20 protein-coding genes and 1 pseudogene are annotated in these 22570 nt (G+C 65.0%); 7 read left to right on the forward strand and 14 right to left on the reverse strand.

The annotated features are described in order from the left end of the window. Positions 1 to 108, forward strand: a pseudogene (locus RAD15_RS39575) (IS481 family transposase); the annotation flags it as partial. Between the two features lie 39 nt (positions 109 to 147). On the opposite strand, the gene RAD15_RS39580 reads toward RAD15_RS39575, so the two are convergent. Together RAD15_RS39580 and RAD15_RS39585 are read right to left on the reverse strand one after the other, a co-directional pair. Next, entirely contained in the window at positions 148 to 1974 is a 1827-nt protein-coding gene (locus RAD15_RS39580; protein ID WP_458184120.1) for a caspase family protein, read from the reverse strand. Positions 1975 to 2154: 180 nt separating this feature from the next. Further along, a complete protein-coding gene (locus RAD15_RS39585; RefSeq protein ID WP_458184121.1) occupies positions 2155 to 2583 on the reverse strand; it encodes a GFA family protein in 429 nt (142 codons plus the stop codon). A gap of 94 nt (positions 2584 to 2677) precedes the next feature. Here RAD15_RS39585 and RAD15_RS39590 point away from each other — a divergent pair, with 94 nt between their 5' ends. From RAD15_RS39590 to RAD15_RS39600, 3 genes are all read left to right on the forward strand, one after another. Then, a complete protein-coding gene (locus RAD15_RS39590) occupies positions 2678 to 3052 on the forward strand; it encodes a nuclear transport factor 2 family protein (RefSeq protein ID WP_458184122.1) in 375 nt (124 codons plus the stop codon). 223 nt (positions 3053 to 3275) lie between these two features. After that, on the forward strand, positions 3276 to 4133 hold the full coding sequence (gene bla, locus RAD15_RS39595; protein WP_458184123.1) for a class A beta-lactamase: 858 nt from the start codon (positions 3276 to 3278) through the stop codon (positions 4131 to 4133). A 46-nt stretch (positions 4134 to 4179) separates the two neighbouring features. Further along, on the forward strand, positions 4180 to 5790 hold the full coding sequence (locus tag RAD15_RS39600; RefSeq protein WP_458184124.1) for a Na+/H+ antiporter: 1611 nt from the start codon (positions 4180 to 4182) through the stop codon (positions 5788 to 5790). A gap of 113 nt (positions 5791 to 5903) precedes the next feature. On the opposite strand, the gene RAD15_RS39605 is transcribed toward RAD15_RS39600, so the two are convergent. The 6 genes from RAD15_RS39605 to RAD15_RS39630 form a co-directional block, all read right to left on the reverse strand. Beyond that, positions 5904 to 6716: an N-acetylmuramoyl-L-alanine amidase gene (locus RAD15_RS39605; RefSeq protein ID WP_458184125.1), complete on the reverse strand. Its 813-nt coding sequence runs from the start codon at positions 6714 to 6716 to the stop codon at positions 5904 to 5906. Between the two features lie 6 nt (positions 6717 to 6722). Continuing rightward, entirely contained in the window at positions 6723 to 8060 is a 1338-nt protein-coding gene (locus RAD15_RS39610) for a Rieske 2Fe-2S domain-containing protein (protein ID WP_458184126.1), read from the reverse strand. A gap of 181 nt (positions 8061 to 8241) precedes the next feature. Next, complete coding sequence (locus RAD15_RS39615) at positions 8242 to 9138, reverse strand: TauD/TfdA dioxygenase family protein (protein WP_458184127.1); 897 nt, start codon at positions 9136 to 9138, stop codon at positions 8242 to 8244. A 233-nt stretch (positions 9139 to 9371) separates the two neighbouring features. Further along, positions 9372 to 10655 (reverse strand): flavodoxin-dependent (E)-4-hydroxy-3-methylbut-2-enyl-diphosphate synthase, encoded by a 1284-nt coding sequence (ispG, locus tag RAD15_RS39620; RefSeq protein WP_458184128.1) that lies wholly within the window; start codon positions 10653 to 10655, stop codon positions 9372 to 9374. A 12-nt stretch (positions 10656 to 10667) separates the two neighbouring features. After that, complete coding sequence (locus RAD15_RS39625) at positions 10668 to 11621, reverse strand: DMT family transporter (RefSeq protein ID WP_458184129.1); 954 nt, start codon at positions 11619 to 11621, stop codon at positions 10668 to 10670. Between the two features lie 36 nt (positions 11622 to 11657). After that, positions 11658 to 12152: a Fur family transcriptional regulator gene (locus tag RAD15_RS39630; RefSeq protein ID WP_458184130.1), complete on the reverse strand. Its 495-nt coding sequence runs from the start codon at positions 12150 to 12152 to the stop codon at positions 11658 to 11660. Positions 12153 to 12309: 157 nt separating this feature from the next. On the opposite strand from RAD15_RS39630, the gene RAD15_RS39635 reads away from it, so the two are divergent. From RAD15_RS39635 to RAD15_RS39645, 3 genes are read left to right on the forward strand one after another with little or no spacing between them, the layout of a single operon-like run. Continuing rightward, on the forward strand, positions 12310 to 12792 hold the full coding sequence (locus tag RAD15_RS39635; RefSeq protein WP_458184131.1) for a MarR family winged helix-turn-helix transcriptional regulator: 483 nt from the start codon (positions 12310 to 12312) through the stop codon (positions 12790 to 12792). Next, entirely contained in the window at positions 12785 to 13954 is a 1170-nt protein-coding gene (locus RAD15_RS39640; RefSeq protein ID WP_458184132.1) for an HlyD family secretion protein, read from the forward strand. Before RAD15_RS39635 ends, RAD15_RS39640 begins: the two co-directional genes overlap by 8 nt. Before the next feature lie 16 nt (positions 13955 to 13970). Next, entirely contained in the window at positions 13971 to 15527 is a 1557-nt protein-coding gene (locus RAD15_RS39645) for a DHA2 family efflux MFS transporter permease subunit (RefSeq protein WP_458184133.1), read from the forward strand. Between the two features lie 187 nt (positions 15528 to 15714). Here the strand turns inward: RAD15_RS39645 and RAD15_RS39650 are convergent, their stop codons facing one another. From RAD15_RS39650 to pcaF, 6 genes are all read right to left on the reverse strand, one after another. Next, positions 15715 to 16809 carry a phosphotransferase gene (locus RAD15_RS39650; protein ID WP_458184134.1) on the reverse strand — a complete coding sequence of 365 codons (1095 nt, stop codon included), beginning with the start codon at positions 16807 to 16809 and terminating at the stop codon, positions 15715 to 15717. 48 nt (positions 16810 to 16857) lie between these two features. Beyond that, positions 16858 to 18549, reverse strand: a complete 1692-nt coding sequence (locus tag RAD15_RS39655) for a methyl-accepting chemotaxis protein (RefSeq protein ID WP_458184135.1) — start codon at positions 18547 to 18549, stop codon at positions 16858 to 16860. A gap of 254 nt (positions 18550 to 18803) precedes the next feature. Beyond that, positions 18804 to 19406 (reverse strand): protocatechuate 3,4-dioxygenase subunit alpha, encoded by a 603-nt coding sequence (gene pcaG, locus RAD15_RS39660; RefSeq protein ID WP_458184136.1) that lies wholly within the window; start codon positions 19404 to 19406, stop codon positions 18804 to 18806. A gap of 1 nt (position 19407) precedes the next feature. Continuing rightward, positions 19408 to 20109, reverse strand: coding sequence for a protocatechuate 3,4-dioxygenase subunit beta (gene pcaH / locus RAD15_RS39665; protein WP_458184137.1), 702 nt, complete (start codon positions 20107 to 20109; stop codon positions 19408 to 19410). A gap of 94 nt (positions 20110 to 20203) precedes the next feature. Next, positions 20204 to 21097, reverse strand: coding sequence for a dioxygenase family protein (locus RAD15_RS39670; RefSeq protein ID WP_458184138.1), 894 nt, complete (start codon positions 21095 to 21097; stop codon positions 20204 to 20206). A gap of 141 nt (positions 21098 to 21238) precedes the next feature. Further along, positions 21239 to 22447, reverse strand: a complete 1209-nt coding sequence (gene pcaF / locus RAD15_RS39675; protein WP_458184139.1) for a 3-oxoadipyl-CoA thiolase — start codon at positions 22445 to 22447, stop codon at positions 21239 to 21241. Positions 22448 to 22570: the final 123 nt, after the last annotated feature.

Genomic DNA, 22570 nt, shown 5'->3' on the forward strand with positions numbered 1-22570 from the left:
TGGCTACACCAATACAACTGGCACAGACCCCACGGTGGTATAGACTCCCAAACGCCGATCAGCAGGCTCGGTTTGTCCAAGGACAACCTCTTGAGGCTCCACACCTAGCGCGCAATTGCGCGCGGGGGCAGGGACGACCGAGTGAGCTCAATTACACAGCTCGGCATTGGCCGCATTGCCGGGGCCGCCACCGCCGCGATATTCGAGATGGCAGCCGCGGGTGACCGGGCGGCAGGTGCTGCTGTCGCAATAGATCTGGCCGCCACCGCCTGAGGCACGCTTCGCACCGGTTGCGATTCCGGCCGCGACACCGCCCATGCCGCCAAGACCTCCCGCGGCACCCATCTGCGGACGCTGGCGTGCGGGGCGGTCCTGGCTGTCGTCGCGCCGCGAGGTCGCAGGCTTCGATGACGCCGGCTTGGCGGCGCGCTTCTTCTCGCACTCATTGTCGTCGTTCAGCGCATAGCCGTCGCCGCAGACGATCCTGGTGCACTTGTCGCCATCAGCCTTGAAGCCGTGCTCGCAGACCAGCGGGCAGACGCGTGACGGTTTGGCCTTGACGGTATCGAGCGCGTCGGTGCTCGCCACCTTCACGTCGAGCTTGGTGCCGGCATAGCGGTTGAATTGCGACAGCGACCGCTGCGAGGACGTATTCCAGTTGCCATCGGCGGCGCCGGAGAAGCAGCCGACGCGGCCGAGTTCGGTCTGCACCGAGCGGCTGAGATCGGCCGGAGCGGTCGCCGGCGTCAGCGAGGCGACGTTGGTACCGGCGGGGCTCGCGGTGCTGGCCGGCGCAGCGGTCGGCGCCGCGGCGGCGAGATTGACGCGCTGCTGCTCGGCGGCAGCCGCCTGTTGCTGTGCCTGCTCTTTCGCCTTCTGCGCGGCAAGCTGCGCCTGTTCGGCGGCCTTCGCATCAGCCGCGGCCTTGGCCTGCGCATCCTTCTGCGCTCCGGCGGCAGCAAGACGGTCACGCTCGGCCTCAGCCTGCTTCGCCTTCTCAGTGGCCGCCGCATGGGCCTGCTCGGCGCCGATCTTCTCGAGCTGAAGCTTGGCAAGGTTGGAATAGAAGCCGTCGGGATGCTGGGCGAGGAACGCCTCCCATGCCGCCCTGTTGCCGACCTGAAGCGAGAGCTCATAGTCGCGGCGAATGTCGGCCTGCGGGTTCACCACAGGCGCCACTGGTGCTGCGGCTGTCGCCCTGACTGGCACCAGCGGGACGTCCTCGCCGCCGAGCGAGCCGTACACGAACGGCTCCTGCTTGTTGCCGGTCGACTTGAGCACGTCGTCGCGCACGAAGCCGAAGGCGCGGCGGACGTCGAGGCCCGGCGTCGTCAGATGCTTCGACAGCGCAACCGTAAACGGGCTGTTGGCGCCGTCACCGTCCTGCGCCGTGAAGCCGGCCTTGGCCGAATAGGCGATCAGCGTGTTGGGGCTGGTCGGTTCGACCTGGGCGAGGCCGCGGCCGATTCCGCGCGAGGCAATCGTGCGCTTCATGGTCTTGCCGAACGGATTGTCCCGACAGGCATCCAGGATCACCAGACGCAGCTGCTTTGCCGGTTCGACCGCGACCAGGATGCGGTCGAGCGAGAGCGCCTCGTCATAGACGTCGGTGTCGCGCTCCAGCCTGGCGTCAACGGGGATCAGATAGTTCGAGCCTTCGACCTCGATGCCGTGTCCGGCATAGTAGACCACGGCGATGTCGGCATTGCGGGTCGCATCGGCAAAGTCGCGCAGCACGCGCCGCGTATCCTGGGCGGACAAATCGTGCCGGGAATCGACGGTGTCGAAACCGGCCTCCTTGAGCGTCTTCGCCATCACCGCACCGTCGTTGACGGGGTTGGCGAGCGATGGCACGTGCTGGTAGGCCGAGTTGGCGATGACCAGCGCGACGCGCTTACCAGCAAAAGCGGGCCCGGCGCCGAACAGCAGCGCGAGGGCAACGAGAAGCGGACAAAGTCTGAGCAAATTGCGCATGACACGACTTCCGAAGTTCGGGGCCGTTTGGACCCTTTGGGACCGCTTTAGCAACATCCACCGCCGGCGCTTGTGATGGAGGTCACGAAGGGGTACCGACGACAAGCCGAAAAGCCCTCTTTTATTTGTCTCGCCAGCGCGGCCGCGGTTCGCTGGCAGACAGGTGCCGGCCGGGTTCCCTCAGACAACCCCGATGTGCTCCCGATATTGCGGCAGATCGTCCGTAATTTCATGCCAGGGCGCCTTCGAGCCCACGAAAATATGGGCGCTGGGCCGGATCGAGGGGGCATCGACCAGGGTTCCCATGGCGACATGGACCCACTTTCCGTCCCGCACCCGGGAATAGAGCAGCGAGCCGCAACGGGCGCAGTGGGCATCATGGGTGGTGTCGTCGCCGTAGATGATGCGCTGGTCCTCGCCCCTCACGATATGGAGCTGGTCCCGCGTGATCCCGGCGAACGGCTTGAAGGCCGAGCCGGTGGTGCGCCGGCAGTTCGAGCAGTGGCAATTCATCGCATAGGAGAACGCGTCGACCACCTCAAAGCGCACGGTGCGGCAATAGCATTCACCGATCAGGATACGAGCGTTCGAATTTTGTGATCCGGTCATGACGGCGCCTTCGCGCAAATGGTTGACACAACCATAGCGCATTTCGGTGTGTACGACTAAGTTCGCCCCAAGCCATCATTCAAAGGGATGACCCATGAGCCAGAACCGTTCGAGCGTCGAAGCCGTCGTGCAATCCTATTTCGACGGACTCTATGAGGGCGACACCGAAAAGCTCGGCGCCATCTTCCATCCCTCCGCCGATTTGCGCTGGGTCGAGAAGGGCGAGCTTCAGGTGCTGACCGTGCCCGACTGGCTCGACCGCGTGCGCAAGCGCCCCTCCGGCAAGGCCGAAGGCAAGCCGCGCGAGGATTTCGTCGTCACGATCGATCGCTCCGACGACAAGACCGCCTTCATCAAGGTCAGATGCCAGCTGCCGCCGCGCTTTTTCACCGACTATCTGGTGGCGATGAAGCTGGCCGATGGCTGGCAGATCGTATCGAAATCGTATCGTTACGACCTGAGGGAGTGAGGACTCGACTTTCATCTGCCCGAATTCAGACGCGCTCGCCCCTCATTCTCCGTCATTGCTGCGAGCGCAACTCTCTCCATGCGTCATTGCGAGGAGCCCTTGCGACGAGGCAATCCAGAATCCCTCCGCGGGGGCAGACTGGATTGCTTCGCTTCGCTCGCAATTGACGATGCGGTTGAAGCGTACGCGACATCTCCCGTCACCACTCGCCTGAAAGCTCCTCATGCCTCTCGACCGCCGCTCCCTGCTCGCCTCGCTGTGCTGGATGGCCGCCTCTCCCGCGTTCGCCGCGGAGGCGCCGCCTGAGCTCGAAGCCTATGAACGCGAGAGCGGCGGGCGGATCGGCGTCTATGCGGAGAACCTCGCGACCGGAGCAAAGCTCGCATGGCGCGCCGACGAGCGCTTCGTCATGTGCTCGACGTTCAAGGCTTCGCTTGCGGCTTGCGTGGTGGCGCGGGTCGATCGTGGCGAGGAGCAGCTTGCGGCGATGATCCCCTATGGCAAGGCCGACCTGCTCGACTACGCACCGGTCGCGAAGCAGAATCTTTCGGCCGGCGCAATGTCGGTCGCCGAGATGTGCAAGGCGATCGTCGAGCTCAGCGACAACACCTGTGCCAATTTGCTGCTCGCGCGGGTCGGCGGCCCCGCCGCGCTCACCGCGTTCTGGCGATCGCTTGGTGACACCACCTCGCGGCTCGACCACAACGAGCCCGAGCTCAACCGCTCGCCACCCGGCAATCCCCATGACACCACCACACCATCGGCGATGGCCGGCAATCTGCGGCGGCTGGTGACGGGCGAGGCGCTGTCGCCGGCCTCGCGCGCCCAGCTCACGGAGTGGATGGTAGGCTGCAAGACCGGCGCGAACCGGCTGCGCGGCGGTCTGCCGGCAGGCTGGACAATCGGCGACAAGACCGGCAACAACGGCAAGGACGCCTCGGGCGATATCGCGGTCGCCTGGCCCAAATCCGATACGCCGATCCTGATCGCCGCCTATACCCAGGGCGGCACGCCCGCGGCCGCGCAGATCGAGGCGGTGTTCGCGCGGATCGGCCGGATGGTGGCCGAGCGGTTGTCGTAAGCTGTCGCGCATTGACCTCCTGGCCGCTTCCGGGCCAAGACAGGCCATGATCGCAGCGAAATTCCAGACTTTTCTCATCCTGCTCACGGTGCTGGCGGGCACCGCGATCGTCGCGCGCCGCTTCAACACCGCGCCTGCCATTCTCCTGATGCTGTCAGGCGTCGGCCTCGCCTTCGTGCCGGGCATGCCGTCGGTCGAGCTGCCGCCGGAACTGGTGCTGCTGATGGTGCTGCCGCCGCTGATCTACTCGGCCAGCGTCGCGATGAGCTGGCGCGAGTTCAGGAAAAATCTGCGCCCGATCGTGCTGCTTGCGGTCGGCGCGGTGATCTTCACCGCGGCGCTGGTGGCGGCGGCCACGCATTATGCAATCGGCCTGCCTTGGACCATCGGCTTCCTGCTCGGGGCCATCGTCGCGCCGCCCGACGTGGTGGCGCCGCTCGCGATCGCGCGCCGGCTGAACATGCCACGCCGGCTGCTGGTCATCCTCGAGGGTGAGGGGCTCGCCAACGACGCCACCGCGCTGATCCTCTACCGCTTCGCGCTCGCCGCCATCATGGTCGGCCATTTCTCGCTGTCGCTCGCGGCCGGCGAGTTCCTCCTCATCGTCGCCAGCGAGATCGCTTTCGGCATCGGCGTCGGCTGGCTCTCCCTGCGCTTCCGCAAATGGTCCAGGGATCCGCAGGTCGAGCTGACGCTGTCGCTGATCACGCCCTACGTCTCCTACTGGCTGCCCGAGCATGTCGGCGGCTCCGGCGTGATTGCCACGGTCGCCTGCGGCCTCTACGTGAGCTGGAACGGCCCGCTGCTGATCTCGTCGGCGACGCGCCTGCAAGGCATCTTCTTCTGGGACCTCATCATCTACCTGATCGAGGGCCTGCTGTTCCTGCTCACCGGCTTCCAGATGCGCGCGCTCTACGAAAAATCGAAGGCGTTCCCGCTCGACGACATCCTCATCGCGACTGCATTGGTCCTGGTGATCGTCGTGATCGCGCGCTTCGCGTGGCTCTATCCCGCGACCTATCTGCCGCGGATGCTCAGCAAGTCGCTGCGCGCGCGCGATCCGTCGCCGCCATGGCAATGGCCGTTCGTACTCGCCTTTACCGGCGTCCGCGGCGCCGTGTCACTGGCGGCTGCGCTAGCGCTGCCGTTCACGCTGCCTGATGGCGAGGCCTTTCCCTATCGCGACCTGATCCTGTTCGTGGCCTTCGGCGTCATCTTCGTGACGCTGATCGGCGTCGGCCTGACGCTGCCGCCGGTGGTGCGCTGGCTCGGCGTCGCCGAGGCCGGCCGCAGCGAGCATGTCGCCGAGCACGAGGCTGAGATCGCCGCACGCCGCCAGGCCCTCGATGTCGCGCTGAAATCGCTCGACGCGCTGACCGCGGAGAAGGAAGTCTCCGAGGAGGTGATGCGGCTATTGCGCGCGCGCCACGAGATCCGCGTCAACCAGTTGCCGGATTCGCTCGATCCCACCCGCCACGACGTCTCCGCCGCCGGCACCGCGCTGACCCGCAACCTGATCGATGCCGAGCGCAAATTCATTCACGACCTCCTGCGCGACGGCCAAATCACCGACGAGACGCGGCGGCGGATCGAGCGCGATCTGGACCTGGAGGAAGCGAGCCTGGCGAACAGGGAGTATCGGGGAGTGCCGCTGTAGCCTCCCGTCATTGCGAGGAGCCCTTGCGACGAAGCAATCCAGACTGTCGCCGCGGAAGAATCTGGATTGCTTCGCTGCGCTCGCAATGACGGCTGTTGAAGCAACGAACCAATCTACCGCTTCTCGCAGAACTCCCCCACCGCCGCTGCCACAGCCCCCGCAATCGTCTCCTGCCGCTCCGGCGAATTCATCGTCATTTCCTCGTCGCGGTTGATGATAGAGCCGGCCTCGATCAGCACCGCGGCACTCCGCGTCCGCGACAGCACGACGAGCCCGTCATACCGGTAAACGCCGACATCCTTGTCGAGCAGTTGGCGCCGGTAGCGGCCCATCACCGGCAGGGTGTATTGGCCGGCATAGTGCAGGCCCTGCTCCTTCAACTGCCGACCGATCATCCGCGCCAGCATCAGGCTGGTGGCGAAATGCGGATTCTGCTGCGACACGAACAGCGAGTGTCCGGAAAACCGATCGCTGAAATAGCTTTTTGCGCCGTCGAATTCCCAGCTCTCCAGCAATTTGTCCGGCACCGAATCGTGATGGATCGACAGGAAGAGATCGGCCCGACCGTCATTCGCGGCACCGACGCGCTTGAACAGGCTCGGTCGCGCCTTGCCGTCCGTGACGAGCAGACGGGTCGCGGCAAAACCTTCCGACTTGAGTTTCGCCGTGATCAGCCGTGCGAGCCGGAAGTTGAAGCCGAACTCCGGATCATTGCGCGCGCTCAGCGCGCCGTAGGAGTCCGGGGTATGCCCGACATCCACGACGATCCGGAATTTCGGCATCTCGCATTTGGCCGGTGGCTGCGGCGGCTTCGGCCTCGACCTCGCAATCTTTCGCGCGGCAGCGGCCTCGCCGCTGTCAACGGGCGCGAGAGACGACAGCAGGGCCGACGCGAGGAGCCCGGCGATGATGCTGCGCGGTCGCACCGGGCGCTACTCCGCCGCCGCGATCCGGGGACGGCCGACGAAGCCGGCGACGTCACCGAAACGTTCCAGCATCACCGCAGGCAGGTCCTTGGTCTTGCTGGTGACGCAGGCGCCGGAGCGCACCGCATAGCGATCCTGATGCGCGGCCTGCGGCGGCAGCTCGCCCTGCTGGAGCGCGCGCGCCAGCTCCATCACGGTCTTGCGAAAATGCATGATGCCGAGATCGGTCGGGCCGAGATGCTCGCGGGTGCGGTCGGCGATCGGGCCCTGGCTGTCCTGCACGGCGGCGTCCTGCTCCGAGACGCCCTTGATGCCGGTGTAGCTCCTGGTCTTCTGGAGCTTGCGGTCGATCAGGTAATCGTTGCCCTTGTGGCGCAGCGGCACGTAATTGTCGTCGACCTCCGCGATGACGCCGTTTCCGCGGTCAAAGGCGTCACGCTCTCCTTGCGTTAGCGGGCGCTCCGGATTCCAGGCATAGGTGTAGATCCAGCAATTGGTGTCGGTGACGGGCACGAAGGTCTGTCCAAAGCTGTTCTCGCCCGGCATCGCGCTCGGCGCGTAGGCGTGGAACGGCATCAGGAATTGCGCGATGCGCCAGTAGATGTTGTCGCCGCCGGTGAGCCGGCCGCCGGCAATGGTCAGCCCCGCCTCGTGCGGTGCGATCTTGATCACGGGACGCGGGTCCTCGGCGATCCAGCGCATATGGTCGCTCGACATCCGCGCAAGCGGATTCACGAAATGCTTCTTGATATCCAGGATCTCGTTCTCCTCCTTGTCGAAGGAGAGATGCGCGAAAGTGAAATGCGCGGTGTCGATCGAGCCTTCCAGCGCCTGCACCCAGTTGCAGTCCTGCCATTTCTTGCTGACGTAGCGGTGTTTGGCCGGCAGCAGCGCCATTTCCAGGTCAGGCAGCTCAGGCATCGCGTCCGCCGGGCCCATATAGGCCCAGATCATCTCACCCCATTCGCGCACCGGATAGGACTTGATGCGGACGAGATTCTTGGCGTTGAGATCGGGATAGGAGGTCGGCATGTCGACGCATGCACCATCGGTGTCGAACTTCCAGCCGTGGTAGACGCAGCGGATGCCACACTCCTCGTTTCGCCCAAGCCAGAGATTGGCACCGCGATGCGGGCAATATTGGTCGATGATCCCGACGACGCCTCTGCTGTCGCGAAAGGCAAGCAGCTCTTCGCCGAGGACGACGATCTTCTTCGGCTCGCCATCGGGCTCGGGGAGTTCTTCGGACAGAAGCACGGGAATCCAGAAGCGGCGCAGCAATTCGCCCATGCCCGTTCCGGAGCCGGCCTCGGTCAGGAATTTATTGTCCTCTGCGCGGAGCATGGAAAATCCTCCCGATTTGTTTTTGGGAAGATTGGCGCGGACGCGGGAAGACGTCAACGCAAGAACGGCCCTCGTAGGGTGGGCAAAGGCGCGCTCTTCGCGCGCCGTGCCCACCATCCTGTTGCGTGTGCAGCGAGATGGTGGGCACGCTTCGCTTTGCCCACCCTACGGCACCGTCTTCTTAAACCGGCCGCTCCCCCTTCACCGTCACGCGCGTGCCGGAGCGCGTGTGCGGCCAGTAGTCCCACATCGCGCGGTGCTGGGTACAGCGGTTGTCCCAGAACGCGATGGCGTTCTCGCTCCAGCGGAAGCGGCACTGGAACAGCGGATTCTCGGCGTGCTGGTAGAGATAGGCGAGCATCGCGTCGCTCTCGTCGCGCGGGATGCCGTTGATGTGGCGGGTGAAGCCGCGGTTGACGTAGAGCGCTTTCTTAGCCGTGACCGGATGCGTGCGCACCACGGGGTGCTCGGCGTTCGGATAGGACGGACGATCTGCGACGCCGTAATTGGCGTAGAGCCCACGATAGATCGGCTCGCCGTCGTGCAGCGCAGTCAACCCGTCGAGATAGGCCTTCATGCGATCGGACAGCGCTTCATAGGCCGCGTACATGTTGGCGAACAGCGTGTCGCCGCCGCGCGGCGGGCATTGCTTGATGTAGAGGATCGAGCCCATCGGCGGCTCGAGGTCGCAGGACACGTCGGAATGCCAGCCCTCGCCGTTGGCGCGCGGCGAGTTCTTGTCGGCGTAGATCTTCATCAGCGCCGGGTCTTCGTCCTCATGGGGAGCTGCGGGATGGAAGTGCAATTCGCCGAACTTGCGGCCGAAGGCGAGGTGCTGTTTTGGCGTGATGTGCTGGTCACGGAAGAAGATGACGAGATTTTCGGCAAGCGCGCGGTGGATCTCGTCCATTTGCCGGTTGGAACGGGCATCGCCCTCGACCAGCTTGCCGATGTCGGCGCCGGAGATTTCCGCGCCGATGATGGGGGTGAGCTTTTCGACCGCGATGGTCTCGTAAGGCGCGCCGTCTTCAGTCGTGTGGCGATAGCGCGGGCCCTGCTTGCCGGCGAGTGAGCTCATGGCATATCTCCCGATCATTGTTGATTGGGAGTCATCGTAGCGCGCGGTGATGGATGTGCAATCTGCACCGCAAACATAACCCGTCGTCCCGGCGAAAGCCGGGACCCATAGCCACAAAACCGCGTTTGGCGAAGATTGGGAACTGCTAGCTCGCACCATAACCACGGCCTGTGGTTATGGGTCCCGGCTTTCGCCGGGACGACGGCAGAGTGTGAGGCGTGAGCTGAGTGAAATCACTCCGCCGCGGTCACCGGCACCTTGGCGCCCTGGCCGTAACGCTGGTCGATGTAGTCGATCACCAGCGCCTTGAAGTCGGCAGAGATCGTGGGCCCGCGCAGTGTGCGGAACTTCTTGCCGTCGACGAACACCGGCGCAGCCGGCGCTTCACCGGTGCCGGGCAGCGAGATGCCGATATTGGCGTGCTTGGATTCGCCGGGGCCGTTGACGATGCAGCCCATCACCGCGACGTTGAGTTCTTCGACGCCCGGATATTTCGTCTTCCAGGTCGGCATCTCGTCGCGGATGAAATCCTGGATCGAGCTTGCCAATTCCTGGAACGTGGTCGAGGTGGTGCGGCCGCAACCGGGGCAGGCCGCGACCAGCGGCACGAAGGTGCGGAAGCCCATGGTCTGCAAGAGCTCCTGGCCGACCTGCACCTCGCGGGTGCGGTCGCCGCCGGGCTCCGGCGTCAGCGAGATGCGGATGGTGTCGCCGATGCCCTGCTGAAGCAGGATGCCGAGCGCGGCGGAGGAGGCGACGATGCCCTTGGTGCCCATGCCGGCCTCAGTGAGGCCGAGATGGATGGCGTAGTCGGAACGGCTCGCGAGAACCTCGTAGACCGCAATCAGATCCTGCACCGCCGACACCTTGGCCGACAGGATGATGCGGTCCTTGGGCATGCCGAGCTCTTCGGCGCGCGCAGCCGACAGCAGCGCCGACTGCACCATGGCCTCGCGCATCACCGCGCGCGCATCGCGCGGATTGGACGAGGCGGTGTTCTCGTCCATGAGCTTGGTCAGCAGCTCCTGGTCGAGCGAGCCCCAATTGGCGCCGATGCGGACCGGCTTGTTGTTCTTGTTGGCGATCTCGATGATGTCGCCGAACTGGGTGTCGCGCTTGTCCTTGAAGCCGACATTGCCGGGATTGATGCGATATTTGGCGAGCGCTTCGGCGCAGGCCGGATAGGCCGCGAGCAGCTTGTGGCCGATATAGTGGAAGTCGCCGATCAAGGGCGTGGTGATGCCGCGCTTGAGCAGGCCGTCGCGAATGTGCGGGACGGCGGCCGCGGCTTCCTCGCGATCGACCGTGATGCGGACCATTTCGGAGCCGGCGCGCGCGAGCGCTGCAACCTGGGCGATGGTACCGTCGATGTCGGCGGTATCGGTGTTGGTCATCGACTGCACGACGATCGGCGCGCCGCCGCCCACGGCGACGTCGCCGACCTTGACCTGGGTGGTCTTGTGCCGGGGCGCGGGGCCCGCGATGTCGGAATCGATGGTGTTTTCGAGCTTGTTCATGAGGTCCAAATATCAGGTTTTGGTGACGTTCAGCAATGCATCGCGCGGCGCCGCAGCCGATGAGCTGGGACGGTTAACCAGAAAAAGCCCAGCGATTACAAGGACGGCCGCCGCCCCAAAGGCCAGGCTCAAGGTGTCGTGCATGATGAAATAGCTACCCACCACGCCAAACAAAGGGGTGATGAAGGTAAAAGCCGACAATTTGCTGGCCGAATAGGCCTTCACCAGCGCGAACCAAAGCGTGAACGTGGTTCCCACCACCCAGATCGCCTGGAAGGCCATCAGGGCGAGGGACAGGGGGGCCGGCGTGTGAGCTATGGATTCGCCGGACAACCAGGCCGCCAGTCCCAGGATCGGGATCGAGGTCGCGACCTGGTAGCCCAGCGCCTTCTCCGGCGCGGCGAAGCGCAGCCGCGTCCCTTTGGCAACCAGCGTCGTCGCCGCCCACAGCGCGGCGCCGCCGACGATCATGAGGTCGCCGAGCAGGACATGCGAATCGACGTTGGGCTGCGGCACGCCGATCGCGAGCGCGACGCCGGCAAAGCTGATGGCCAGACCCAGCCATTGCGAGGCGCCGAGTCGCTCGCCGAGCACCTGATAGGAGCCGAGCGCGACGAAGAACGGGGCCGTGTAGAGGAACACCACCGCGCGCGAGGCCGAGGTGAGGCGCAGGCCCTGAAAGATCAGCACGAATTCGATGCCGAACATCAGCCCTGCGATCAGGCCGGCCTTCCAGGTCCCGTCACGCTCGAAGAATTTCACGCCGCGCAGGGTGCCGATGATGAACAGCACCGGCAACGCGCCCATCGAGCGGATCATCGCCTGGAGCATCGGCGGGATGTCCGGCAGCACCAGCTTCACCGCGATCTGGTTGAAGCCCCAGGTCAGGCACAGCATGAGCATCAGGGCGATGGCGCCGGCACTGAGCGGACGGCCGGCTGACGATATGGCTTGTTGTGAGGACATCTCTTCCCGAAAAACCGGCTTCGTGCCGTTGTTGCTTTAAGAAGTCTTCTGACAATGGGTACAGACGCCCGTGATCTCCACCACGGACAGCTTTGGCGCAAACCCCGAGCTGCGCGCCGCGGCGTTGAGATCCCCGGCAAAGGACCCCGACGGGATCTCGCCGACCAGGCCGCACCGCTCACAGATCAGGAACGCCACCGCGGAGGTCGCGTCGTGGTCGTGCGCGGCGCAGGCGAGATAAGCATTGCGGCTTTCGATGCGGTGCACGAGGCCGTTGGCCATCAGGAAATCAAGCGCACGGTAGACCGTGATCGGCGCCGGCCGCGACATCGATTTTGCCAGTTCGTCGATCACCTCATAGGCCCCGAGCGGGCGATGACTGGACAGCAATGCTCCCAGCACCTGGCGCCGGATCGGCGTGAATTTCTGCGCGCGCTGCTCGCAAACCTCCTCGGCATGCGCCAGCGCGTCCGCGGTGCAGCGGCCGTGATCGTGGTCGGGCGCGGGAAAGGCCGGCTTTGCAAGGGTCATGCGGCCCGCGTTCTAGCATTTCGCCGATGGAACCCAAAGCATGACCGGCGGCAGGGCTGCCAGCCATGCTCTCGCCGCGGGACTGTGCCCCGATAATCCGCCACAAAATAATCATAAGCTTGCTTATAGTATTCCAAGCTTATTGGAGACCAAGCTTATGAGCCGCGGATCCGTGGACCAGAACTTCCTGTTTACGCTCGGCGAGCTCTATCGCCTGCTCCGCGTCTATGCCGACAAGGAAGCCTCGCGCTTCGGCATCACCCGCGCGCAATGGGCGGTGCTGGCCAAGGTCGAGCGTTCCGAAGGCATGAAGCAGTCGGAGCTCGCCGAGCTTCTCGAGGTGCAGCCGATCACGCTCACGCGCCTGATCGACAAGCTCTGCGACAATGACTGGATCGAGCGCCGCAACGATCCTTCGGACCGCCGCGTCAAGCGCCTGTACCTGAAGAAGGCGGGGCGGCAATTGCTCGGACGGATGAGCGGGCTGAAGTCCGAGCTCACGGCCAACGCGCTCGACGGCATCTCCCCGGCGGACGCCCACCGCCTCCTCACCCAACTCGAAACAATCAAGGAAAACGTGCGCAACGCGATCCAGACATCCGGAGCGGAGCAAGCGCGTAAGGAGCAGCGCTATGGCTGATCAGGTTCTCAAATTCCAGCCCGAGCAGAAGATCGACAGCGGGAAGCCGACCAAGAAGGCCGGCACCGATCCGCGCCGCCGCCTCGTGGCGGGCCTGCGGCGCTATCGCCGTTTCCTGCTCCTGGTCGTATTGCCCGTTGTCGTCGCCACCGCCGGCCTGACTTTCTACCTCAATGGCGGCCGCTATGTCGGCACCGACGACGCCTATGTCGGCGCGCAGAAGGTGCTGGTGACGCCTGACATCTCCGGCAAGATCGAGAAGGTCGTCGTGAGGGAAGGCCAGCTCGTCAAGCAAGGCGACGTGCTGTTCGAGATCGATGCCGTGCCGTTCCGCCTCGCCGTGGACGATGCCAGGGCGCAGCTGATGCAGGCGCAGACGACCTATGACAATCTCCGCGCCAACATCAAGATCTACGGCGACATGCTGAGCCTCGCCCAGCAGGGCGTCGACCTCAAGCAGCGCGACGTCGATCGCAAGCAGGCGCTGGTGAAGAACAGCTACGGCTCGCAGCTCGACCTCGACAACGCGGCGAATGCGCTGGTGACGTCAGGCTCGATCGCGCAATACGTCAAGCAGCAGATGTCGACGGCCAAGACGCAGCTGCTCGGCGATACCGACCTGCCGCTGGAGAAATTCCCGCCCTACGCGCAGGCCAAGTCCAAGCTCGACAATGCCGAGCGCAATCTCGACCACGCCGTCGTGCGCGCCTCGATGGGCGGCGTGGCGACGCAGGTCGAGCAGATCCAGCTCGGCCGCTACGTCACCGCCGGCACGCCGGTGTTCACCATCATCGATGTCGCCCATCCCTGGGTCGACGCCAATCCGAAGGAAAGCGACCTCACCTACGTGACCGAAGGACAGCCTGTGACCCTCGAGGTCGACGCGTTCCCGAACCACGTCTTCAAGGGCAAGATCGGCTCGCTCTCGCCCGGCACCGGTGCGCAATTCGCGATCCTGCCGCCGCAGAACGCCACCGGCAACTTCGTCAAGGTGGTGCAGCGCGTGCCGATCCGCATCTATTTCGACGAGACCGACAAATACGTGCGGAAGCTGAAGGCCGGCATGAGCGTCTACGCGACCATCGACACCGGCCACAAGCGTTCGCTCGCAGGCCTGCTCGGCCTGTCGGCGACCGCGAACCAAGACAAAGACCAAGACTGAGACAAGGACCGATCCGATGTCCGGCCCCAATGCCAGCCTGATGGTCCCCGGTCTGCGCCGGAACATGGTGACGATCTGCGCCATGACCGCGACCATCATGCAGGCGCTGGACACCACCATCGCCAACGTCGCGCTGCCCTACATGCAGGGCACGCTGTCGGCCTCGCAGGACCAGATCAACTGGGTGCTGACCTCCTACATCGTCGCCGCCGCGATCATGACGGCGCCGGTGGGTTGGATCGCCAACCGCTTCGGCCGCAAGCGCATCTTCATCATCTGCTCGGCCGGCTTCACCTTTGCTTCCGTGCTGTGCGGCCTCGCACAGGACATCAACCAGATGGTGCTGTTCCGCCTGCTGCAAGGCGTGTTCGGGGCTGCGCTGGTGCCGCTGTCGCAGTCGGTGATGCTCGACTATTACACCCTCCAGGAGCGCGCCAAGGCGATGTCGATCTGGGGCATGGGCGTGATGATGGGCCCGATCATGGGCCCCTCGCTCGGCGCCTGGTTGACCGAGACCTATTCCTGGCACTGGGTGTTCTTCGTCAATCTGCCGTTCGGCGCCATCACCGTGATCGGGCTGATCATCTTCATGGACGAGACCAGGAAGGATCTCAGCCTCAAATTCGACTGGTTCGGCTTTGCCGCCCTGGCGGTCGCGATCGGCGCGCTTCAGCTCGCGCTCGACCGCGGCGAGCAATTGGGCTGGCTCGAATCCGGCGAGATCATCGCCGAGTTCATCGTCTCGGCCGTCGCCTTCTACTTCTTCCTTGCGCACTCCTTCACGACGTCGAGGCCGTTCATCCGCTTCGCGCTGTTCCGGGATCGCAACTTCGTCACCGGCTGCATGTTCATGATCGTGATGGGGCTCGTGCTGTTCTCGACCATGGCGCTGGCCTCGCCCTACATGCAGAACGTGATCGGCTATCCCATCATCACCGCAGGCCTGCTGCTGGCGAGCCGCGGCTTCGGCACCTTCTTCGCCATGATGCTGGTCGGCCGCATGATGCGCTATTTCGAGGCGCGCACGCTGATCATCACCGGCCTGACGCTGACCGCAGGCTCGCTGTTCCAGATGACCGGCTGGACCGACCTGACCCAGGTGCCTGAGATCGTGACCGTCAGCGTCATCCAGGGCTTCGGCTTCGGCCTCGTCTTCGTACCACTCTCGACGGTGGCGTTCCTGACGCTGTCGAACGATCTGCGCACCGACGGCACCGCGATGCTGACCCTGATGCGCAACGTCGCGAGCTCGATCGGCATCTCCGTCGTCATTGCTCAGCTGACGCAGGGAACGCGTCGGAGCTACGCGATCCTCTCCGAGCACATCAACCCGTTCAACCACGCGCTCCAGATGCCCGACGTCAGCGGCATGATCAATCTGTCCACCGACGCCGGCCGCGCCATGGCCGACAGGATGGTCAGCGTGCAGGCGCAGATCATCGCCTTCGCACACGACTACCAGCTGGTGATGGTCTTCATCCTCTGCACCATCCCGCTGGCCCTGCTGATCGGCTCGACCAAGGCCACGCTGCGCAAGCAGGCCGCGGGGCCCGAGCACGCGGTGATGGAGTAGGCGACTTCCCTCTCCGCGTCGTCCTGGACAAGCGAAGCGCAGATCCAGGACCCATTACCCCAGGGAGAAGTTTGGCGAAGACTCGGAGTTGGCAACTCGCACTACAATGTCTCGTCGGGGTAATGGGTCCTGGCTCCCGTGCGCAATTGCGCACTAGGCCAGGACGACGCCGAGTTTGTAGCGCCGCCTACCCCAACAACTCCTCGCACCCCAAATCCTCGACCGCCATCATCACCCGCTCCAGATTATTCCACCAGATCACCGGCGGGATGTTGATGCTCCATTGCCAGACCGGCTTGGTGATGTGCCAGAGCACCGACAGACGATAGTCCTGATCGAGCGCGCCGCGCGTGTAACCGCTGACGCCGCAGGCGACCAGCGTCTCGTGATAGCGATTGAGCAGAGACCGCTCGAGCGCCTGCCTGCGGTCCGGATACCACTGCATCGCGATCATGTAGGCGAGGTCGGTCGTCGGCACGTTGATGCACCACTGGTCGAAATCGAACATGCGCACGGTATCGGCAACGCCGGGGCGCGGCAGCAGGAAATTCCAGATATGGGCATCACCATGGGCAATGCTGATGTGACGCCGCGAATGATAGCGCTGGGATAGCCGAACCGCGTGCTCGATCAGACGGCGATAGAAGGTACGGCGCTCTTCGCCGAGGCGGTCGCCGAGCAGATCGGCAAAGCGGTCGTAATGCCCGGCAAACGTCTCCATGTGCTGCGCGCGGTCCTCGGCGCTCGCCCAGGTGCCCACGGTATCGCCAAGACCGGGATGATCCCACCATGCCGCATGCCAGCGCGCCAGTGTCGTCACGATCGCCATTGCCTGCTCACGCGAGGGCGGCAGCGGCCATTGCGTCGCGATCTCATGGCTGTCGGTGAGATCCTCGAGCAGGAGATGCCAGGCGAGGCTCTCCTCGTCGAAGCTCCCGTCGAAGCAGCGCGGCGCGAGCCCTCGCGGCATGTTCGGCGCAAGCTTCGTGTAGAAGGCCACCTCATGCCGACCGGCATCTACAAGCGTCTGCGCGTACGTGGAGTTCGCGGTCTTCAGGATCAGCGATTGCGGGGCGCCGGCGGATTCGCCGACATAGCGCAGGCCAAGGCGGATGATATGCGACACGACGGTGTCGCGCTGATGCAGCACCTTCACCTCGCGGACCGCGCCAGCGTCCAGCACGCCTCCTCTGCGCAGCGCGGCCGTCAGTCGGGCGGGCTCAACGACCGCCGGCAATTGTGGAGGTGTCATGAAATTCACGATGCCCCTGTCCCGCGCCATCCTGCACGATCACGCCCCCACGCACCAGCGGCTGGCCTGATACCGGGCTCAAGCCGCGGCGGTCGAATCGCGCACGGTCCTGACCACGACCGACCGAAGCTGTTCGAGATTGGCCGCCATGCCGGCGATCGCCTGCCTGACCTCGGCGGCGCGCTCGTTCACGGAGGCGGCATCGCGGCTGACGTCGCCGATCTTGGCCGAGACCTCCTTCGCCGCGGAGGCTGATTCGGAGATCGACCGCGTGATCTCGCGGGTCGCGGCGTCCTGCTCTTCCATCGCAGCGGCAACCGAGGTCGCCACCCCGTCGATCTCGACGATATGGCCCCCCATGGTCTCGACGGCATCGACCGCGGCCTGCGTCGAGGTCTGGATCTCGGCGATCAGCCGCGTGATCTCCTCGGTGGATTTGGCGGTCTGGTCGGACAGGGATTTCACTTCGGCGGCGACCACCGCGAAACCGCGGCCGGCCTCGCCGGCGCGCGCGGCCTCGATCGTGGCGTTGAGCGCCAGCAGGTTGGTCTGGCCGGCGATGCCGCCGATCAGGTCGGAGACCTCGGCGATCTTCTTCACCGATCCGGCCAGCGCCTGGATGGTCGAGCGCGCCTGCTCGCGGCCGGCGACCGCCGATTTGGTGACGGTGCTGGTGCGCGCGACCTGGCTTGCGATCTCGCGGATCGAGGCGCTCAGCTCTTCGGCCGCGGCCGAGACGGTCTGCGAGCTGCCGAGGGCCTGGGTGGAGGCAGCGGCGACCGCCTGCGACTGCGCGGAGAGCGACCTTGCGATGTCGGACAGGCTGGAGGCGGCGCGTTCCACGCCTTGCGTCGCCGCGCTGGCGGTGTCGACCGAGCGGCCGGTCTCGCGCTCGACGGTCTCGGCCATCTGGTGCAGGGCGCCGCGCTTGGCGAGCGCCGCCTCCTGCTCCTGGCGCAGCTGCTCCTCGCGCAGGCGGGAATTCTCGACCGCCGCCTGCTTGAACACCACGAGCGCGCCGGCCATCGAGCCGACCTCGTCCTTGCGGTGCGCGAAGGGAATGTCGGCGGCGAGATCGCCGGTCGCGAGCTTTTGCATCGTGTCCGTCATGCGCACGATCGGGCGCACCACGCCGACGGCGACGCCGAGCAGGCCCGCGGCGATGAAGCCCAGGACGGCGGCGGAGACGCCGAGCAGGATATAGAGCATCGCGCTGTCGCGGTCCGCGGCCAGCTTTTCCATGTCGGCGTTCTGCTTGTTGGCGCTCTCGACGATGCTGTCGATGACGGCGCGATGCGCGGTGTAGGCGTCCTTGAGCTGCGCATAGGCGCGCTCGGAAGCGGCTGTGTCCTTGGCCTTGAGGGCCGGCAGGAGTTGGTCGGACAGCAGCTTCCAGAACTTCTGCACCTCGGCGTCGGATTTCGACACCAGCGCCGTCTTCAGGTCGGCCGAGAGGCTGGAGGCGGTCCAGTAGGCCTTGCGCTCATCGTAATCCTTGCGGAGCTGGACCAGGCGCTCGCCATGGGCCGCCAGCTGGTCCGGCTCGCGCATGGCGAGGGTGGCTTCGAGATAGGCCTCGATCACATATTCCGGTGGCGGCAGGATGTCCGCGATGAGGTCGTTACCGAGCTTGATATCGGAATAGAGGGGACCGCCGACCTTGAGCTCTTTCAAGGCGTACAAGCTGGTCGACACCACGGCGGTGAAGCCGAGGGCGATAACGATGCCGAATGCAATGATCGCGGAGGACAACGACAAACGAAATTTCATGAAACAATCCGGGGTATGCGTCGAAACCGCAGCGACCCTAGACGAATACGGTAAATACGGAATTGATTCGCGCCGGAATTGTATCGCCCCAGATCCGGACAACTACGGCAATTGAAGATCAAACCATCGGTTTTGAGTCAGCGAGGCTGACGTACAAAAAGAATAATTCAGGCCTGATGCAACGCAGCACCGGCCTTGATGCACCGAATGAGAAACGCGGTGCCGGCGACCTGGCGCCACCGGCACGCGCTGCCTCACACGTCGAAGAACACGGTTTCGTCGTCGCCTTGGAGCCGCAGGTCGAGCCGGTAGACCGGTTTGCCGGCCTCACGCACCGCGGTCAGCGTGGCGCGGCGCTCGGTGGGCACCAGCGCCAGCACGGGATCGGCGGCGTTGCCGGCCTCGTCGCTGAAATAGATCCGGGTATAGAGATGCCTGAGCATGCCCCGCCCGAACACCGCAAGGAGGATGTGCGGCGCCTGCGGCTTGCCGTCCGGATCCGGCACCGCGCCCGGCTTGACGGTCTCGAACGAATAGTTGCCGTCCTTGTCGGTGCCGCAGCGGGCAAAGCCGCGGAAGCTGGCGTTCGGCAGCGCGCGCTTGTCCTGCGGATCGGCAAAGCGTCCCTGCGCGTCCGCCTGCCAGATTTCCAGCATGCAATCGGGTACGGCGACGCCGTCGCCGTCGAACACACGGCCCTCGATACGAACACGGTCGCCCGTGACATCAGGCGTCAGCGTCGAGTTGGTGAACGCGTCATTCCAGGCGTAGTCGCCGGTCGGCGTCAGGCCGTATTTGAAGAACGGACCGACGGTCTGCGATGGCGTGATCCCGTTGGGCTTCAGAGAATCCTGCACCTTAGTGGTTCTCCATTGGCGTGGCGTTCTTGCCGCGCAGCACGATGTCAAAGCGGTAGCACAGCGCCCATTCGGGCTGGGTATTGTCGAGATCGAACGACGAGACCATCCGCGCCCGCGCCTTCTCGTCCGGCACGGAATTGAAGATCGGGTCGAACGGAAACAGCGGATCGTTCGGGAAATACATCTGCGTCACCAGGCGCGTGACGAAGGAATGGCCGAACACCGACAGATGGATGTGTGCCGGACGCCAGGCATTGTGGTGATTGCCCCAGGGGTAGGCGCCGGGCTTGATGGTGACGAAACGATAGTAGCCGGCGGCATCGCTCACGGTACGGCCGGCACCGGTGAAGTTCGGATCGAGCGGCGCCGGATGCTGGTCGCGGACATGGACGTAGCGGCCGCAGGAATTGGCCTGCCAGATCTCGACCAGCGAATTCCGCACGCCGCGACCATCCTCGTCGCGCACATGGCCGTGCACGATGATGCGTTCGCCGATCGGCTCGCCGGTATGCTGGGTGGTGAGGTCGGCATCGCCCTCGCGCACGGTTTCGTGGCCGTAGACCGGACCGGTCAGCTCCGACAGGGTGTGCCGCATCGGGATCAAGGGCTTGTTCGGCGCGCGCTTGATCGAGCTCTTGTACTCGGGCGACAGCGGCAGCGGATGCGCCTTGTTGCTATCGACGGGATAGATGAATGTCATGGGCGAACTCCTCCCCGGCCATTGTGGTCGGCCGGTCAACGCTTCCGCCAATCATTATAGGATATAACTAATTTGGGGAAGCGGGTTTGAGCCCCTATTTGATCGGCGGACGCGGCAGTACGGCTTCCCCGATTTCGAGCCGGTAGACATGGTCGAGCGAATACCAGGGCGTCGCGACATCGCGTTCGGTCGGATGTGGCGCGTCATGGCGCAGGAACTTGCCGATCAGCGCCTGTGTCACGCCGAACTGCACGTCGCTGTCGATATGGGGATCGTTGGGATCGTAGACCTGCGAGATCAGCACCTTGAATCCGGGCTTGAAGATCAGGGCGTGCAGATGCGCGGGTCGATAGGGGTGCCGGCTCTGCGCCTCCAGCAGGCGGCCGACCACGCCGTTGGTCGGAATGGGATAGCCGACCATCATCACCGAACGGAAGGAGAAGCGCCCATCCTGGTCGGTCGTGAACTTGCCACGCAGGTTCATGTCGGCCTGATCGGGGTCCTGATTCTCATAAAGGCCGACCGGCGAAGCGTGCCAGACATCGACCTCGGCGCCGACGATCGGACGACCGTCCTTGTCCACGACGCGGCCGTTCACGAACAGCGGCGCGCCCGGGGTCTCGGAGCGGACGATCGAGCCGCCATTCTCGACCCGCGGCGAGTTCAGCCGCCAGAACGGCCCGAGCAGTGACTGATCGGTTTCCGTATTGCCCTGATCGCCATTGTTGAGCAGGCACACCAGCGGCGAGACGCCGAGCGAGCCCGCCATCAGCACCACTTCGTTGTGCGTGTCGGTCGTCAGCTTGCCGAGTTCGGCGATGACAGCGGTGGCATCGCGGAACTCCTTTTCGGTCAGGCGGACGTCCCGAACGAAGCCGTGCAAATGCTTGACCAGGGAGATCATGATCTGGCGCATGCGCGGATCGGAGGTCCGCTCCATCACCGCCAGTGCTGCGGTCGTGACGTCCTGCTCGCGCTCGATGATCATGCCCGTCTCCCGATCGCCCGTCATTCCGGGGCAGCCCGACAGGGCTGAACCTCAGGTGCGCAGTTGCGCACCGGGGAATCTCGAGATCCCGGATTCCGCTCTAACGAGCGGCTCCGGGATGACGGTCCACTACGTGGACCGTCAATTCAGCTTCTCGATCGCGACCGCGACGCCCTGGCCGACGCCGACGCACATGGTGGCCAGCGCGAGCTTGCCGCCGCGCTTCTCCATGCCGTGGGCGGCGGTGAGCACGAGGCGGGCACCGCTCATGCCGAGCGGATGGCCGAGCGCGATGGCGCCGCCATGCGGATTGACGAAATCGGCATCGTCGGCGACGCCGAGCTGGCGCATGCAGGCGATGCCCTGCGAGGCGAAGGCCTCGTTGAGCTCGATCAGGTCGAAATCGCTGATCTTCTTGCCGAGCCGCTCCATCAGTTTGCGGGTCGCCGGCACCGGGCCGATGCCCATGATGCGCGGCGGCACGCCGGCCGATGCGAGCCCGAGGATGCGGGCACGCGGCGTCAGGCCGTGCTTCTTCACCGCGGCCTCAGAGGCGAGGATCATCGCGGCGGCTCCGTCATTGACGCCGGAGGCGTTGCCGGCGGTCACCGTGCCGGGATTGCGCACGATCGGCTTCAGCTTGGCGAGGCCTTCCAGCGTGGTCTCGGGACGCGGATGCTCGTCCTTGTCCACGGTGATGGGGCCGGCTTTGCCGCCGGGAATGGTGATCGGCGTGATCTCCTCGGCAAAATAGCCGGCGGCGATCGCCGCGCCCGCGCGCTGCTGCGAGCGGATCGCGAAGGCGTCCTGATCGGCGCGCGAGACCTGGAATTCCTCGGCGACGTTCTCGCCGGTCTCCGGCATGGCATCGACGCCGTACTGCGCCTTGAGCAGCGGATTGATGAAGCGCCAGCCGATGGTGGTATCGAAGATCTCGGCGGAACGCGAGAAGGCTTCCTGCGCCTTGCCCATCACGAACGGCGCACGCGTCATGGATTCGACGCCGCCGGCAATGGCTAGCTCGATCTCGCCGGAACGGATGGCGCGGCCGGCAGCACCGACCGCATCGAGGCCGGAGGCACAGAGCCGGTTCAGGGTCTGGCCGGGAACCGAATCCGGCAAGCCCGCCAGCAACAGCGCCATGCGCGCAACGTTGCGGTTGTCCTCGCCGGCCTGGTTGGCGCAGCCGAAGAAGACCTCGTCCACCTGGGCCCAGTCGAGATTGGGGTGCTTGGCCATCAGCGCCTTGATCGGGGCGGCGGCGAGATCGTCGGCGCGCACCTTGGCGAGCGAGCCGCCGAAACGGCCGATTGGGGTCCGCACGGCATCGCAGATAAAGACGTCACGCATCGTTGTTCTCCCTGAATGCCGCGATCCGGCCCAAATTCTTCAATGTCGGCGGAGTTTTAGGAGGGCGCCCGCGGCAGGTCAATTGACGGTTTCGCGTGCGATTTGCAGGGGCCTGCCGTCCGC

It is taken from the genome of Bradyrhizobium sp. 14AA, from assembly GCF_054185205.1.